A 14589-nucleotide genomic window follows, 5' to 3' on the forward strand; every position below is an offset into this window, starting at 1 on the left:
CTACTCGGACTGCAGGAGAATGCCGTCGGCGATGGCCCGCTTCCGCAGGGCGACCTTGGTGCCGACGTCGTAGCCGGCGAGCCGGTACTTCTCGCGGATGCGCTTGAGGTAGCTCTTCGCCGTCTCCTCCGAGATGCCGAGCTGGAAGGCCACCGCCTTCACCGGCTGGCCGGCGCCGTACAGCGCCATGACGCGGCGCTCCTGGGCGCTGAGGCGGGGTGCCGCCCCGTCGTCGTCGAGCGCGCCGATGAGTTCGGTCGAGATGTAGGTCTCGCCGGACTGCGCGGCACGGATCGCCTCGACGATCGTCTCGACCGGCTCGGACTTCACGAGGTAGCCGAGCGCACCGGCACCGAGCGCCTCGCGCACCACCGCCGGTTCGGAGTAGGTGCTCATGAGCATGGTGGCGACGTTCGCGGACTTCAGCGTCGACAGCTTGATCGAGATCGGGATGTTGTCGCGCAGGTCGAGGTCGAGCAGGACCACGTCGACGGGGAACTCCGGATGGGCGAGCAGTTCCGACCAGGACGGCACGGCCGCGACGAGGTCGATGTCGGATGCCGCGCCCCGGACCCACTCGGTGAGCGCACCGAGCAGCATGCGATGGTCGTCGACGATCGCCAGCCGGATCGGGCTGGTGTCGGGTTCGGGCACGTCAGGCTCCCCTCAGTCAAGCGGCGCCGGGTGGCGTCGCGGTTCCCGCACGGTTCGCGGGGTCGATCCGGCAGTCGATGTCGACCCGGAAGCCGTCGGCTCCCGCGACCACATCGTGTCCTCCGACATTATCCAGTGCCTCCCACGTCGCCTCGCCGACCCTCCGTGCGGTGACGCCGGAGACGTCGAATCGGATCGCGATGCGCGTGCCGTCGAACAGCCGGCCGTCGTCGGGCTCCGGATCGAGCGCCTCGCGGTCGCGGCAGGTCACCAGCACCCGCAGCGGCGGGGCCGAGGCCTTGGTCCGCCGCTGGCCGGCGATCAGCCAGAGCGCGAGCAGGAGCCCGTCGCGCTGGGCCGGGCCGAGCAGGCCCGCGAGGCCGGCCGGGTCGTCGACCGTCACCCGTCGGCTGAGGTACGCGGACTCGGTGACGGCGTGGCGCAGCCAGGTGTCGGTCCGCCCCTCGATGAGCCGGACGCGAAGCCGGGCAGCGAGCTGGCCGGCCCGCTCGGCCGCCGCCGGCGGCAGCGGCAGCGCGATCCGGCCCGCGCCGACGTCGTCGAGCAGCGCCTCGGCGTCGTAGTCCAGCTCCGCGAGCTCCTCCGACGCGCGCATGCCGACGGCCGAACGCGGGGTGGAGACGGTGCTCTGCACGAGCGTGAGGTCGAGCTCGCGCCCCACCAGGCGGCGGAACCCCCGGACCGCGATGACCACGAGCACCACGGGCACCACGGCGGAGGCCGCGATGGCCACGCCGACCACCGTGCGGGTGCCCGCCTCGGGCGCCTGGACCAGCGCCTGGACCAGCAGCACCGCGGCGATGGTCACCGCCGCGGCGAGGGGGCCGCGCGTCTCGCGCAGCGCGGCCACCGGCATGAGCAGCGCCGCGGCGGCCGGGGCGGCGGTCGGCGTGATCCCGAGCTGCAGGGTGTCGACCGTGGCGGCCACGTCGAGCCAGACCGGCACCGCGAGCGCGACGAGGAGCGTGCCGAACACCCAGTCGGGCACGCGGCTGAGGCCGCGGGTGGCGACCACCGCGCCGACGGTCACGAGTCCGAGGGCGATCCACGCGGGCCCCGGGTCCCGGCCGGGCGGGAAGATGTCGGCCAGACCCCACGCGTGCAGCAGGTGGGCGAGCACGATCGCGACGCAGGCGACGGTGACGCCGGCGGCGAGGCGCCGGCCGCCGTGCGCGCTGCGGATGTCCTCAGCGGCGCGGGCCGACCGCGTCGGTCGGCGGAACTGCACCTCGTGGGTGGTGTCGCGCGGCACGTCGTCCGGCGGGAGGCTGCGCTGGAACCGGCTCACGGCTTCGGAACCTCCAGCATCACGGTCGTGCCCGACCCCGGCGAGCTGAAGACCCGCGCGCGGCCGCCGACGGCATGCAGTCGACCCACGACCGACTCAGCGAAGCCGAGTCGTGCCGGGTCGACCGCCGCGGGTTCGAAGCCGGCGCCCTGGTCGGTGACCATCGCCCGGACGGTCCGGTCGTCGTCGGTGATCGTGACGTCGGCCTCCTTCACCCCGGAGTGGCGGCGCACGTTCTCGAGGCACTCGCCGAGCGCGCCGAGGAGCGCGTCGAGCGTGTCGCGCGGCAGCACGAGCTGACCGGCGCCGTGCCAGTTGACGTCGAGCCCCATGCGGGCGAACCGCTGGCGGACGGAGTCGAAGGTCGTGCCGAGCACGTCGGCGGGGGAGTCGGGCGAGAAGGCGGTGCTCGAACCGTTGTCGAGCGGCGCGCCCAGGCGGAGCTGCTTCAGCAGGCGCGCGTCGTCGCCGGCCTGCTGGCGGAGGGCGCTCTCGCCGACGCCGACACCGGAGTGGGCGAGGAGGCTCAGCGTCGCGAGCACGGTGTCGTGCAGCACGCGCGCATCCTGGCGCTGCTGCGCCTCCGACTCGCTCGCGAGCCGCTCCGCCCGGTGGGCGCGGCCGACCTCGTCGATCCGTTCGGCCGCGCGGTCGATGGCCCGCGCGAGCCACAGGCCGGTGGCGGTCGACGCGGCCCAGCCGGCGATGGACGCGACCAGCACCGTGCCGAGGTCGGCCCCCGCGAACCACGACGCGACCACGGCGGTCACGACGGCGAGCCCGGAGAGCACGACGAGCGCCACGCCGTTCGGGCGCACGATCGAGGGGATCGCGATGGCCGCGGCGGTGAGCGCGCCGGTCACCGCCATGGCGGTCTCGGCGGCGGGGTCGATGGTCGGGTCGAGCCCGATCACGAGCAGCAGGGCGACGGATGCCGCGATCGTGCCGAGGATCGGCAGCGTGGCGCCCCGCGCCGTCGCGAGGACGACGAGCCCGATGAGCGCCAGGTCGAGGATCACCGCGAGGGCGAAGCGGTCTGCGTCGAGGGCGCCCGGCACGAGCAGGCAGGCCAGCGCGAGGACCGCTCCGGTGAGGCTCCCGGCGCGTGCGAGTCGTCGCAGCAGCCGGTCACGTTCCTTGTCGATCCGACGCATGCCACCCCTCTCGCGGCTCGCCATGGCGGCACCCGGGTGCCGTCATCCTCGAAGATAACCCAGAGCGACCCCCGGACACGGGCCAAACGGCCCGAACCGGGGCGACGCGTCCGGTTCGGGTCAGGCCGCGAGGAGGTCGCCGATCGCCCGGCCGACCGCGTCGTCCTCGATGAGGAACGCGTCGTGCCCGTAGTCGGAGCGGAGCACGACCGGCTCGTCGCCGTGCACCGTCCGCCGCAGTCCGCGCGCGATCTCGCGCTGGCCCTCGAGGGAGAAGTAGCGGTCGCTGTCGATCCCGAGCACGAGCGCGCGCGCCTCGATGCGGTCGAGCGCGGCCGCGACCCCGTCACGGCCGCGACCGAGGTCGTGCGAGTTCATGGCCTCGGTCAGCACGAGGTAGCTGTTCGCGTCGAAGCGGCGCGTGAACTTGTTGCCGTGGAAGTCGAGGTACGACTCCACCGCGAAGCGTCCGCCGCCGCCGAGCGGGTCGAGGCCCGACTGCCAGCTGCGCTCGAACCGCTGGTTGAGCTCGACCGGCGTGCGGTAGTTCAGCATCGCCATGCGCCGCGCGAGCGCGAGCCCGCGGGTGGGTCCGTCGCCGTCCGGGGCGTCGTAGTACGCGCCGCCGCGGAAGGCGGGGTCACTGCGCACGGCTTCGAGCTGCACCGAGTTCAGGGCGATCTGGTCGGCCGTGGTCGCCGCGGGGGCGGCGAGCACCGCGATCCGCTCGACCGCGTCGGCGGCCATGACGGCCCACTCGAGCACGTGCATCGCGCCCATCGATCCGCCCACCACGGCGGCGAAGCGCTCGATGCCCAGCTCGCGGGCGAAGGCGATCTGCGCGGCGACCTGGTCGCGGATGGTGAGGAACGGGAACCTGGCGCCCCACTCGACGCCGTCGGGCGCCACCGAGGAGGGACCGGTCGAACCCTGGCATCCGCCCACGACGTTCGGGGCGACGACGAACCAGCGGTCGGTGTCGATCGCGCGACCCGGGCCGACGACGCCCGGCCACCAGCCGGCGCTCGGATGGCCGGGGCCGGCGGGGCCGAGCACGTGGCTGTCGCCCGTGAGCGCGTGCAGGACGAGGATCGCGTTGTCACGGACCGGGGCGAGCGTGCCCCAGGTCTCGTAGGCGATGCGCACGTCGGGCAGCACCTGGCCCGACTCGAGCGCCAGGTCGCCGATGCGCGCGAACCGGCGGTCGCCGACCGGGTCGCCGGCGCGCCACGCGCCCGTGGCGGGGGCCCGACCGGCGAGCTGGTGGGCGGCGCGGGCCTCGGGCACGATGCTCGCGGGCACCGTCTCCGAGGTCGTCTGCCAGTCCATGCCTCGATTCTCCCGGACGCGCGACGGGGCTGCTCCTCTGTTACGCGCCCACCGACGCCGCGATGCCCGCAGCCCGCGCAGACGACGGATGCCGCGTCCCGGGCGGGACGCGGCATCCGTTCGCTGCTCGTGCGGTCGTCAGACCCGCGCGGACTCCGTGGCACGACGCGCGGCCGCGAGGCCCGCCTCGAGGTCGGCCTTGAGGTCGTCGACGTTCTCGATGCCGACCGAGAGCCGCACGAGGCCCGGCGTGACGCCGGTCGTGAGCTGCTGCTCGGGCGTGAGCTGCGAGTGCGTGGTCGAGGCGGGGTGGATGACGAGCGAGCGCACGTCGCCGATGTTGGCGAGGTGGCTGAACAGCGACAGGTTGTCGACGAGCGCTCGGCCGGCGTCGACGCCGCCCTTGAGCTCGAACGACAGCACCGCGCCGACGCCCTTGGGGGCGTACTTGTTGGCGGCCGCGTACCACGGGCTCGAGGGCAGGCCCGAGTAGTTGACGCTCGCGACGTCGGGGTGGCCGTCGAGCCACTCGGCGATCTCCTGCGCGTTCTGCACGTGGCGCTCGACGCGCAGCGAGAGCGTCTCGATGCCCTGGATGAGCTGCCACGCGCTCGCCGGCGCGATCGACGAGCCGAGGTCGCGCAGCAGCTGCACGCGCGCCTTGATGACGTACGCGAGCGCGTCCCCGACCGCGGCGGTGTAGCTCGCGCCGTGGTACGACGGGTCCGGCTCGGTGAGGCCGGGGAACTTCTCGACGTGCTTCGACCACTCGAAGCGGCCGCCGTCGACGATCACGCCGCCGATCACGGTGCCGTGGCCGCCGAGGAACTTCGTCGCCGAGTGGATCACGATGTCGGCGCCGTGCTCGAACGGGCGGATGAGGTAGGGCGTCGCGATCGTGTTGTCGACGATGAGCGGGATGCCGTTCTCGTGCGCGATGCCCGCGACGAGCTCGATGTCGAGGACGTTGATCTTCGGGTTGCCGATGGTCTCGGCGAAGAAGAGCTTCGTGTTCGGGCGGACCGCGCGGCGCCACTCGTCGGCGTCGTCCTGGTTCTCGACGAACGTGGTCTCGATGCCGAGCTTGGCGAGCGTGTACTTGAACAGGTTGTACGTGCCGCCGTAGATCGACGACGACGAGACGATGTGGTCGCCCGCCTGCGCGATGTTGAGCACGGCGAAGGTCTCGGCCGCCTGGCCCGACGCGACGAGCAGCGCGCCGGAGCCGCCCTCGAGCGCGGCGAGGCGCTCCTCGACGACGGCCTGCGTCGGATTCATGATGCGCGTGTAGATGTTGCCGAACTCGGCGAGCGCGAACAGGTTCTGCGCGTGCTCGGCGGAGTCGAAGACGTACGACGTCGTCTGGTAGATCGGCGTCGCGCGCGCCTTCGTGACCGGGTCGGGGGCGGCGCCCGAGTGCACCTGCTTCGTCTCGAAGCGCCAGTCGGCCTGCTCTGCCATGGGGACTCCTTCGCGTTCGCGGTGCGGCAGCGCCGCAACCGCAGCCCACGTTACGAGCGGTCGATCAGGCGATCAACGGATGCCGCAACACGGCGTCACGCGCCGCGCTCGCCGTCGCGCGGCTCGCCGCCCGGCGGTCGCGCGTCGGGCGCCGTCGCGTCCTCGGCCGCCGTGCGCGGCGCGGAGGGCGCCGGCGGCAGCGCCTCGGGCGGGAGCACGAGCGTGCCGGTCGCGGTCGCCGGCTCCGGGCGGAACAGCCACCGCGCCCGCGGCTCGACGAGGGGACGGAAGATCCGCCGCACGGGCTTCAGCGACAGCACGACCGACACGCCGATGCAGAACACGATCATGGCCGGCAGCACCCACCACGGCTGCTGCCCCTCGAGCAGCGGGGTCTCGCGCAGCGGGAACAGCACGAAGGAGTGCAGCAGGTAGATGTACATCGTGGCGCTGCCGAACGCGGTGAACCAGGTGGTGCGCCGCGGCATCAGCACGAGGAAGGCGACCGCGAGGAGCATCGCGAGCAGCAGCAGGAAGAGCCGGATGGCGCCGGACCAGGGCTCGTCGTAGCCGATGGACTCGTAGGACTCGTCGTAGAGCATGAACCGGCGCAGCCGCAGGTCGCGCCAGGTCTCGATGGCGATGGGGAGCACGACGAGCAGTCCCGCGAAGAGCGCGATCGCGCCGGCCCGCCAGCGCCACGTGACCGTCGTGGGCAGGTCGAGCCAGCGGTCGGTGATGCGCCACTGGCGGAGCTTCCAGCCGAAGACGAAGAAGGGGAACATGCCGAACGCGCGCGTGAGGGCGAGGGTCGAGTCGATCTCGACCGCGTAGCCCGCGCCGATCGAGATCGCGATGGCGATGAGGAGCGGATAGCGCAGCAGCACCAGGAACGGCAGCGCGATGCGCCAGATCGCGAGGGCGATGAGGAACCACAGCGTCCACGAGGCGGTGGTGTAGTCGAGGACGAAGTCCCCGCCGAGGGCGAAGCGGATGACGGTCCAGATCGTCTCGAAGATGAAGTACGGGAAGACGATGTCGGTGAGCACCTGGCGCATCGCGCGCGCGTTCGGCGGACCGGACTTGGCGAAGTACCCGGACACCGTCACGAACACCGCGACGTGGAACGAGTAGATGAACAGGTACACGCTGTAGGCCGCGTCGTCCTCGCCGATGAGGGGCAGGATGCCGTGCCCGATCACGACGAGCGTGATCGCGATCCAGCGCGCGTTGTCCCACAGCGGCATGCGGCGCTTGCGCTGGGGCGGCTTCGGGGCGCGGGTCGACGGCGTCGGCTGCATCCGCCCATTCTCGCGCATGGCCTGCGCCGTGCACGTGGACGACCGCGCCCGCCGGTGCAGAATGGCCGCATGGACGGCAAGCGCGCAGTGGTCACCGGAGCGAGTTCGGGCATCGGGGCGGCCACCGTGCGGGCGCTGCGCCACGACGGATGGGACGTCGTGGCCGTCGCGCGGCGCGAGGACCGCCTGCGCGCGCTCGCCGCCGAGACCGGGTGCGAGGTGGTCGTCGCGGACGTCACCTCCGACGCGGACGTCGCGGCGCTCGCCGAGGACCTCGCGTCGGCGGGCCCGGTGCACGCCCTCGTGAACAACGCCGGCGGCGCGAAGGGCCTCGCCTCGGTCGAGGAGTCCGACCTCGCCGACTGGGCGTGGATGTTCGAGGTGAACGTGCTCGGCGTCAAGCGCGTGACCAGCGCGCTGCTGCCCCTGCTCCGGCGCGGCGCCGACGAGCGCGGCGTCGCCGACCTCGTCAACGTGACCTCGCTCGCCGGGCACGTCGCCTACGTCGGCGGGGGCGGGTACAACGCCGCCAAGTTCGCCGCGCACGCCCTCACCGAGGTGCTCCGGCTCGAGCTCAACGGGGAGCCCATCCGGGTCGTCGAGGTGGCGCCCGGTCTCGTGAAGACGGACGAGTTCGCGCTGGTGCGGTTCGGCGGCGACCGCGAGCGCGCCGACGCCGTCTACGAGGGGGTGCCCGAGCCGCTGGTGGCCGAGGACGTGGCATCCGTCATCGTCGACGCCATGTCGAAGCCGCCGCACGTGGACCTCGACCTCATCGTGGTCAAGCCCGTCGCCCAGGCCGCGCCGCACCGGCTCGCCAAGGGACCGCTCGTCACGCGGCGGGAGGCGTCGCGATGAGCGACGGCGGGGTCGAGCGGCGGCAGCGCTGGGTCGACGCGACCGGCCGGCTCCTCGCCCTGCTCGGCATCGCGTTCATCGTCGCGTACACGGTGTGGGTGCTCGTCCCGGACCTGCCCAGGTCGGTCGTGGTGGCCTTCAACGTGATCTTCGCGCTCACGTGGGCGCTCTTCCTCGTCGACGCCGTCATGCGCCTCGTCCTGACGCCGCGAGGGGAGCGGTGGCGGTACGCCTGGCGTCACCCGATCGAGCTCCTGTCGGTCGTGTTCCCGGTGTTCCGCGCCCTGCGGGTGGTCTCGCTGCTCGGCTACCTGCCGGTGCTGCAGCGCCGGACGACGGAGGCCGTACGGGCCCGATTCATCCTCTCCGCGATCATCTACGCCACGGTCTACGTGTTCTTCATCTCGCTCGCGGTGCTCCAGGTGGAGCGCGACGCGCCGGGCGCCAACATCACGAGCTTCGGCGAGGCGATCTGGTGGGCCGTCGTCACGCTCGCCACGGTGGGCTACGGCGACACCTACCCGGTCACCGTGCCCGGCCGCATGTGGGCCGCGGTCCTCATGGCCGGCGGCGTCGCGATCGTGGGCGTCGCCTCCGCGACGGTGATCTCCGTCCTCAACGAGCGCCTCTCCGGCCTGCGGAGCGAGCACCCGCACCGCCGCGGGGTCGTGGCCGAGCGCGAGGGGCTCGCCGAGGGCGACGACGTCGCGGAGCGGGACGCGAGCGACGACCCCGGCCCCGAGCGGGCGGGCCGCTAGCCTTAGGGGAATGAGCTTCGACGCGAACGACGCCGCTGCGAGCGGCGCGGACGGGATCCGCCGCGAGATCCTGACCTGGGACGACTTCTCCGCCGCGGCCCGCGGGCTCGCCGCCGACGTGCTCGGCTCCGGGTTCCGCCCCGACGTGGTCATCGCGATCGCACGCGGCGGGCTGCTCCTGGCCGGCGCGATCGCGTACGCGCTCGGCACCAAGTGCTGCGGCTCGATCAACGTCGAGTTCTACACCGGCGTCGACGAGCGGCTCCCGGAGCCGGTGCTGCACCCGCCCATGCTCGACGCGCCGGCGCTCGAGGGCAAGCGGGTACTCCTCGTCGACGACGTCTCCGACTCGGGCCGGACCCTCGCGAAGGTCGTCGACCTGCTGGGCGGGGTGGGTGCCGACGTGCGGAGCGCCACGCTCTACGTCAAGCCGCGCACGGTGCTCGTCCCCGACTTCGCCTATCGCGAGACCGAGGACTGGATCGTCTTCCCCTGGTCGGCCCTGCCGCCCGTGCGCGTGAAGGAGGAGGTCCGATGAGCGTCCACCTCGTGGGGGGCGGCTGGAGCGCGGAGCACGCGCCCGCCGTGTACGCGCCGTTCATCGCCGAGGCGGCCGCGGCCGCCGGCCGCGACGCCGTCGAGCGGCCCCGCGTCGCCGTGCTGCTCGTCGCGCCCGAGGCCGAGGGCGTCGAGCTCGCCGCGCGGTGGCGCGCCGTGCTCGAGTCGGTCGCCGACGTCGACGTCGCGGTCTCGGTCGTGGACGAGGAGGGCGCGTTCGCGACCCCGGCGCTCGCCGGCGCCCACGGGGTGCTCGTCAGCGGTGGCCTGACGCCCGCCTACCGCCGAGCCGTGGAGCCCGTCGCGGGCGAGCTGCGCCGGCTCGTGGCATCCGGCCTGCCCTACCTCGGCTTCTCGGCCGGCGCCGCCATCGCGGCCGACACGGCGCTGCTCGGCGGCTGGCGCATCGGCGGCGTGCCCGTCGCCCCCGAGGAGGCCTCCGAGGACCTCGACGAGGTCACCGCCGAGGCCGGCATCGGGCTCGTCGACCTCACGATCGACTGCCATGCCGCGCAGTGGGGCACCCTCACGCGGCTGATCGCGGCCACCGAGGCGGGGCTCGTCGACGGCGGCATCGCGATCGACGAGGACACGCTGTTCTCGATCGGCACCGCCGGCCTGCGAGTCGCCGGCGCGGGCAGCGTCTGGAGCGTCACCGCGGGCGACGACGGCGTCGTGGTGCGGAGCATCACCGGCTGATGGGCCGCACCCTTCCCGAGCTCGCCGAGGCGGGCCTCATCGATGCGAGCTGGGCCGAGGCGCTCGCGCCCGTGGCCGACGACATCGCGCGCATGGGCGACTTCCTGCGGGCCGAGGTGGCCGCGGGCCGCTCGTACCTGCCCGCGGGCGACCGCGTGCTCCGGGCGTTCCGGCAGCCGGTCGACGACATCCGCGTGCTCATCGTCGGCCAGGACCCGTACCCCACGCCCGGTCACCCCATCGGCCTGTCGTTCGCGGTCGAGCGCCACGTCCGGCCGATCCCGCGGAGCCTCGCCAACATCTACCGGGAGCTCGCCGACGACGTCGGCTGCACGCCGCCCGACCACGGCGACCTCGGCGCGTGGAACCGCAGCGGCGTCATGCTGCTGAACCGCGTGCTCACCGTGCGGCCCGGCGAGTCCGGCTCCCACCGCGGCAAGGGATGGGAGCGCGTGACCGACCACGCCATCCGCACCCTCGTCGACCGGGGGACCCCGCTCGTCGCCATCCTCTGGGGTCGCGACGCGCAGTCGCTCGCCCCGCTGCTCGGCGACACGCCCCGCATCGCGTCGGCCCACCCGAGCCCGCTCTCGGCGAGCCGCGGGTTCTTCGGCTCCCGCCCGTTCAGCCGGGCCAACGCGCTCCTCGAGGCCCGCGGCGGGCGACCCGTCGACTGGTCGCTCGCCGACGACTGACCGTCCGACGACGGCGGGCATCGCCGCCGGGCAACCGCGTCCGGCCGCGTCATCCGTTCGCAACACGGCGCGCGTACCATGGCGGGATGCTCGAGGAGGAATACCAGCAGCGACGGGTGCTGCCCCGGCACCTGCGCCGGCCCGAGCCGGAGGAGACGCCGTTCGCGTACGAGATCCGACCGGCGCGGCCCGCCGACCTGCCGGCCGTGCGCGAGATCTACAACTACTACGTCGCGAACTCGACCGTGACCTTCGATGAGGACGCGATGACGCTCCGCGAGTGGAAGCAGAAGTTCGCGATGCTGCAGAAGCTCGGCATGCCGTTCCTCGTCGCGGAGTCGCCCTCGGGGCAGCTGCTCGGCTACGCGCTCGTCTCCCCGTGGAAGCAGAAGCGGGCGTACCGCTACACGGTCGAGGACTCGATCTACCTCGGTCCCGCGGCATCCGGCAAGGGCCTCGGGCGGGCGCTGCTCGGCGCGCTCATCGAAGCGTCGAAGGCGGCGGGGCTGAAGGAGATCCTCGCCGTCATCGCCGACCAGGGCGCCGAGGCGTCGATCGCGCTGCACGAGCGCTTCGGGTTCACCGAGATCGGGCGCATGGGCCGGGTCGGCTTCAAGTTCGACCGGTGGCTCGGCACCGTGCTGCTGCAGAAGTCGCTGAAGTAGCCGCCGGGTCAGAGCACGAGTTCGTGCGTGCCCTGCAGTGCGGGCAGCATGACCGCCACGACGAGCCCGGTGGCGCTGAACAGGCCCGGGTGGGCCAGGCCGATCACCGTGCGACGCAGCGCCGGCCGGCTCGCGAGCATCGCGGGCGGCACCCGGTCGGATGCGGGCACCTCGCCCCAGCCGCGCACGCGCCCGAGGAACCACGCGCAGCGCAGGACGAACGCGGCCCACAGCAGGGCGACGAGGATCGGGACGAGGAAGAGCATGACGTCCACGCCCGTGCCGAGGATCTCGTCCTCGCGGCCCTCCGCGGCGAGCTGGATCGCCTGCGAGATCGCCGCGCCCACGACGACCGAGGCGCTCCACGCGACGACGCCGATGACGAGCGCCGCGTAGCGCACGGCGAAGTGGCCGAAGACCGACGACATCTCGTCGAAGTGGCGTCGCGGGGTCGCGTGCAGCACCGTCACGGTGGCCGCGAGCGACGGCCCGACCATGGCCGTGAGCACGATCGCGTCGGCCCACGCCGGCCAGTCGGTGACGAGCGCCACCACGAGCAGCGCGCCGAACGCCAGGCTCCAGGCGGCACCCCAGGCGAGCGGATGCCGCGCCACCGCCCCCGCGATGCGCTCTCCGGCTGCCACCCCCGCCACGTGCGTCACTCTACCGGCGACGCTGCGTAGGCTCGTGACGTGGCCGACCCGATCGAGGACCTGCACGAGTACACGGCGTTGGAGCTGCACCAGTTGCTGCAGCGCCGCGACGTGACGCCGACGGAGGCGGCCGAGCACTACCTCGCCCGGATCGAGCGGCTGGATCCGGTGGTGGGCGCGTTCGCGGCGGTCACGCCCGACCTCGCGCTCGAGCGGGCGCGCCGGGTGGAGCGCGACGTGCCCTGCGCCGCCCCGCTCTGGGGCATGCCTCTCGCCGACAAGGACCTGCACCCGCGCGCCGGGGTGCCCACGGCGTTCGGGTCGCGCGCCCACGAGGGGCACGTGCCCGACGAGTCGGACGACCTGGTCGACGCGGTCGATGCGGCCGGCGCGGTCAGCCTCGGCAAGACCGCCACGCCGGAGTTCGGGCTGCCGTCGTACACGGAACCCGTGGGCGGTCGACCGGCGCGCAACCCGTGGGACCTCGAGCGCGGGGCGGGCGGCTCGAGCGGCGGGGCGGCGGCCGCGGTGGCGGCCGGCCTGCTGCCGTTCGCGCCGGGCAGCGACGGCGGCGGCTCGATCCGCATCCCGGCCGCATCGTGCGGCCTGGTCGGCGTGAAGCCGTCGCGCGGGCGGGTGCCGTCCGGGTCGGGACTCGACCGGCTCGCGGGCCTCGGCGTCGTCGGCCCGATCGCCCGCACCGTCGCCGATGCCGCGCTCCTGCTCGACGGCATGATCGCGCCGCACGGGTACCCGCCGCGGCATCCGTTCGCGGTGCGGGCACCCGGGGACGACGGACCGTACCTCGGTGCGGCGATCCGTGGCGAGGGCCGCTTCCAGGTCGCCGTGATGACGGACACGCCGTGGGACGAGTTCACGGAGATCCGGCTGGATCCGGCGGCCCGCGCCGCCCTGGATGCGGGCGTCGCGCTGCTCGACCGGCTCGGCCACGGCGTGGAGCAGCTCGCCCCGGCGGCGGAGCCGGGGTATCCGGCGGCGTTCCGCACCATCTGGCAGGCCGGTGCCGCGACGATCGACGTGGCCGAGGAGCGCACCGACCGGCTCGAGCCCCTCACGCGGTGGCTCATGGGCCGGGGCCGCGCCCTGACCGCCGCCGAGCTCGCCGCCGCGCAGTCGTGGCTCACCGGGTTCGAGCGGCGCACCATCGCGCGCTTCGCCCCCTTCGACGCGGTCATGACGCCCGCGCTCGCCCTCGAACCGCGTCCGGTCGGGTGGTACCACGCCGAGGACGGCGAGGAGAACTTCGCGCAGCAGGTCCGCTTCACGCCGTACACGTCGTTCGTCAACGTGGCGGGCCTGCCGGCGCTCACGCTGCCCGTGCTGGACACCGAGGACGGGCTGCCCATGGGGGTGCAGCTCATCGGACGCCCGGGCGGGGAAGCGACCCTGTTCGCCCTCGCCGCCCAGTTGGAGCGCGCGGCTCGGCGGGGGAGGCGGCGACCGCCGGTGTGGTGACGCGAGGTTGCGGTCGCAGCCGAACCGTGTGCAAGACTTAGGTAATGCTTACCTCACTCGCCCAGGCGGAGGTCGTCGCCCGCCCACGTCCCGCCTACCGGACGTTCCGCGCGAGCGTGTCGCGGGTCGAGCGGCTCTCGCCGCACTTCGTGCGCGTGACCTTCGCCGGCGACGACCTGGCCGGCTTCGGCACGGCCGGATTCGACCAGCGGGTCAAGGTGGTCCTGCCGCTGCCCGGCACCGGCTTCACGTCGTTCCCGGAGGGCGAGGACTGGTTCGGGGAGTGGCGGCAGCTGCCGGCGGAGCAGCGCAACCCGTTCCGCACCTACACGATCCGCGGGGTCCGTCCCGCCTCGCGCGAGGTCGACATCGACTTCGTCGCACACGGCGACACTGGCCCTGGATCCGCGTGGGCGGGCCGCGCCGCTCCCGGCGACGAGATCGTCCTCGTGGGACCGGACGAGCTGAGCGAGGGGCGCACGGTCGGCATCGACTGGCGTCCCGGCGACGTCGACACCGTCCTGCTCGCCGGCGACGAGACCGCCGCGCCCGCGATCTGCGCCATCCTCGAGTCCCTCCCGGCCGACGCGACCGGTGCCGCGGTCATCGAGGTGCCGTGCGCCGAGGACGCGCTGCCCGTCCGCGCGCCGTCCGGCGTCGAGGTGCGCTGGCTGCCCCGCCTCGACGGACAGGCGCACGGCGAGCGGCTGGTCCCCGCGGTCCGCGACTGGGTCGCACGCACCTGCTGGCTGCGCGACTGCGCCGACCCCGTCGCCGCGGCGGCCGAGACGTCGCGACGCACGCTCGCCGACCTCGAGGCGGCCGCCGACGCCGACGGCATCCTGTGGGACGTGCCGGAGGGCACGAGCCTCGACGGCGACTGCTACGCCTGGATCGCCGGGGAGGCGTCCGTCGTGAAGACGCTCCGGCGGTTCCTCGTGCAGGAGGCCGGCCTCGACCGCCGCCAGGTCGCGTTCATGGGGTACTGGCGCCGCGGTCGCGCCGAGCTCGACTGAGCC

15 protein-coding genes are annotated in these 14589 nt (G+C 73.7%); 8 read left to right on the forward strand and 7 right to left on the reverse strand.

Annotated features, from left to right (window positions below; all coding sequences use genetic code 11):
• From M1L56_RS04690 to M1L56_RS04715, 6 genes are all read right to left on the reverse strand, one after another.
• Positions 1-654: a response regulator transcription factor gene (locus M1L56_RS04690; RefSeq protein ID WP_067945178.1), complete on the reverse strand. Its 654-nt coding sequence runs from the start codon at positions 652-654 to the stop codon at positions 1-3.
• A gap of 16 nt (positions 655-670) precedes the next feature.
• Positions 671-1963 (reverse strand): hypothetical protein, encoded by a 1293-nt coding sequence (locus tag M1L56_RS04695; RefSeq protein WP_248598361.1) that lies wholly within the window; start codon positions 1961-1963, stop codon positions 671-673.
• Positions 1960-3117: a sensor histidine kinase gene (locus M1L56_RS04700; RefSeq protein WP_067945211.1), complete on the reverse strand. Its 1158-nt coding sequence runs from the start codon at positions 3115-3117 to the stop codon at positions 1960-1962. The genes M1L56_RS04695 and M1L56_RS04700 overlap by 4 nt, the downstream gene beginning before the upstream one ends.
• Before the next feature lie 120 nt (positions 3118-3237).
• On the reverse strand, positions 3238-4446 hold the full coding sequence (locus M1L56_RS04705) for a homoserine O-acetyltransferase (RefSeq protein WP_248598362.1): 1209 nt from the start codon (positions 4444-4446) through the stop codon (positions 3238-3240).
• A 138-nt stretch (positions 4447-4584) separates the two neighbouring features.
• Positions 4585-5907, reverse strand: a complete 1323-nt coding sequence (locus M1L56_RS04710) for a bifunctional o-acetylhomoserine/o-acetylserine sulfhydrylase (RefSeq protein ID WP_248598363.1) — start codon at positions 5905-5907, stop codon at positions 4585-4587.
• Positions 5908-6002: 95 nt separating this feature from the next.
• Complete coding sequence (locus tag M1L56_RS04715) at positions 6003-7208, reverse strand: acyltransferase family protein (protein ID WP_248598364.1); 1206 nt, start codon at positions 7206-7208, stop codon at positions 6003-6005.
• A 69-nt stretch (positions 7209-7277) separates the two neighbouring features.
• Here M1L56_RS04715 and M1L56_RS04720 point away from each other — a divergent pair, with 69 nt between their 5' ends.
• The 6 genes from M1L56_RS04720 (at position 7278) to M1L56_RS04745 (ending at position 11441) form a co-directional block, all read left to right on the forward strand.
• Entirely contained in the window at positions 7278-8066 is a 789-nt protein-coding gene (locus M1L56_RS04720) for an SDR family oxidoreductase (RefSeq protein ID WP_067945188.1), read from the forward strand.
• Positions 8063-8824 carry a potassium channel family protein gene (locus tag M1L56_RS04725; RefSeq protein ID WP_248598365.1) on the forward strand — a complete coding sequence of 254 codons (762 nt, stop codon included), beginning with the start codon at positions 8063-8065 and terminating at the stop codon, positions 8822-8824. The genes M1L56_RS04720 and M1L56_RS04725 overlap by 4 nt, the downstream gene beginning before the upstream one ends.
• Positions 8825-8834: 10 nt before the next feature.
• Positions 8835-9362 (forward strand): phosphoribosyltransferase, encoded by a 528-nt coding sequence (locus M1L56_RS04730; RefSeq protein WP_248598366.1) that lies wholly within the window; start codon positions 8835-8837, stop codon positions 9360-9362.
• Complete coding sequence (locus M1L56_RS04735) at positions 9359-10081, forward strand: peptidase S51 (RefSeq protein ID WP_248598367.1); 723 nt, start codon at positions 9359-9361, stop codon at positions 10079-10081. Before M1L56_RS04730 ends, M1L56_RS04735 begins: the two co-directional genes overlap by 4 nt.
• On the forward strand, positions 10081-10776 hold the full coding sequence (locus M1L56_RS04740; RefSeq protein WP_248598368.1) for a uracil-DNA glycosylase: 696 nt from the start codon (positions 10081-10083) through the stop codon (positions 10774-10776). Before M1L56_RS04735 ends, M1L56_RS04740 begins: the two co-directional genes overlap by 1 nt.
• A gap of 86 nt (positions 10777-10862) precedes the next feature.
• A complete protein-coding gene (locus M1L56_RS04745) occupies positions 10863-11441 on the forward strand; it encodes a GNAT family N-acetyltransferase (protein WP_248598369.1) in 579 nt (192 codons plus the stop codon).
• Between the two features lie 8 nt (positions 11442-11449).
• On the opposite strand, the gene M1L56_RS04750 is transcribed toward M1L56_RS04745, so the two are convergent.
• The gene (locus M1L56_RS04750; protein ID WP_248598370.1) at positions 11450-12094 is read right to left on the reverse strand and encodes a hypothetical protein; all 645 of its coding nucleotides are present in this window, start codon (positions 12092-12094) and stop codon (positions 11450-11452) included.
• 51 nt (positions 12095-12145) lie between these two features.
• Between M1L56_RS04750 and M1L56_RS04755 the strand changes: the two genes are divergently transcribed.
• Complete coding sequence (locus tag M1L56_RS04755; RefSeq protein WP_248598428.1) at positions 12146-13570, forward strand: amidase; 1425 nt, start codon at positions 12146-12148, stop codon at positions 13568-13570.
• 44 nt (positions 13571-13614) lie between these two features.
• Positions 13615-14586, forward strand: a complete 972-nt coding sequence (locus tag M1L56_RS04760) for a siderophore-interacting protein (RefSeq protein WP_248598371.1) — start codon at positions 13615-13617, stop codon at positions 14584-14586.
• Positions 14587-14589: the final 3 nt, after the last annotated feature.

Origin of the sequence: Agromyces sp. C10, from assembly GCF_023217995.1 — a bacterium.
GTDB classification, from domain to species: Bacteria; Actinomycetota; Actinomycetes; order Actinomycetales; family Microbacteriaceae; genus Agromyces; species Agromyces indicus.

Excerpts from the sequence above, each read along its gene's own strand:
- M1L56_RS04700 (WP_067945211.1), bottom strand. The coding sequence starts at position 3,117 with ATGCGTCGGATCGACAAGGAACGTGACCGGCTGCTGCGACGACTCGCA.
- M1L56_RS04760 (WP_248598371.1), top strand. The coding sequence starts at position 13,615 with ATGCTTACCTCACTCGCCCAGGCGGAGGTCGTCGCCCGCCCACGTCCC.
- M1L56_RS04730 (WP_248598366.1), top strand. The coding sequence starts at position 8,835 with ATGAGCTTCGACGCGAACGACGCCGCTGCGAGCGGCGCGGACGGGATC.
- M1L56_RS04725 (WP_248598365.1), top strand. The coding sequence starts at position 8,063 with ATGAGCGACGGCGGGGTCGAGCGGCGGCAGCGCTGGGTCGACGCGACC.
- M1L56_RS04735 (WP_248598367.1), top strand. The coding sequence starts at position 9,359 with ATGAGCGTCCACCTCGTGGGGGGCGGCTGGAGCGCGGAGCACGCGCCC.
- M1L56_RS04715 (WP_248598364.1), bottom strand. The coding sequence starts at position 7,208 with ATGCAGCCGACGCCGTCGACCCGCGCCCCGAAGCCGCCCCAGCGCAAG.
- M1L56_RS04705 (WP_248598362.1), bottom strand. The coding sequence starts at position 4,446 with ATGGACTGGCAGACGACCTCGGAGACGGTGCCCGCGAGCATCGTGCCC.
- M1L56_RS04720 (WP_067945188.1), top strand. The coding sequence starts at position 7,278 with ATGGACGGCAAGCGCGCAGTGGTCACCGGAGCGAGTTCGGGCATCGGG.
- M1L56_RS04710 (WP_248598363.1), bottom strand. The coding sequence starts at position 5,907 with ATGGCAGAGCAGGCCGACTGGCGCTTCGAGACGAAGCAGGTGCACTCG.
- M1L56_RS04740 (WP_248598368.1), top strand. The coding sequence starts at position 10,081 with ATGGGCCGCACCCTTCCCGAGCTCGCCGAGGCGGGCCTCATCGATGCG.
- M1L56_RS04745 (WP_248598369.1), top strand. The coding sequence starts at position 10,863 with ATGCTCGAGGAGGAATACCAGCAGCGACGGGTGCTGCCCCGGCACCTG.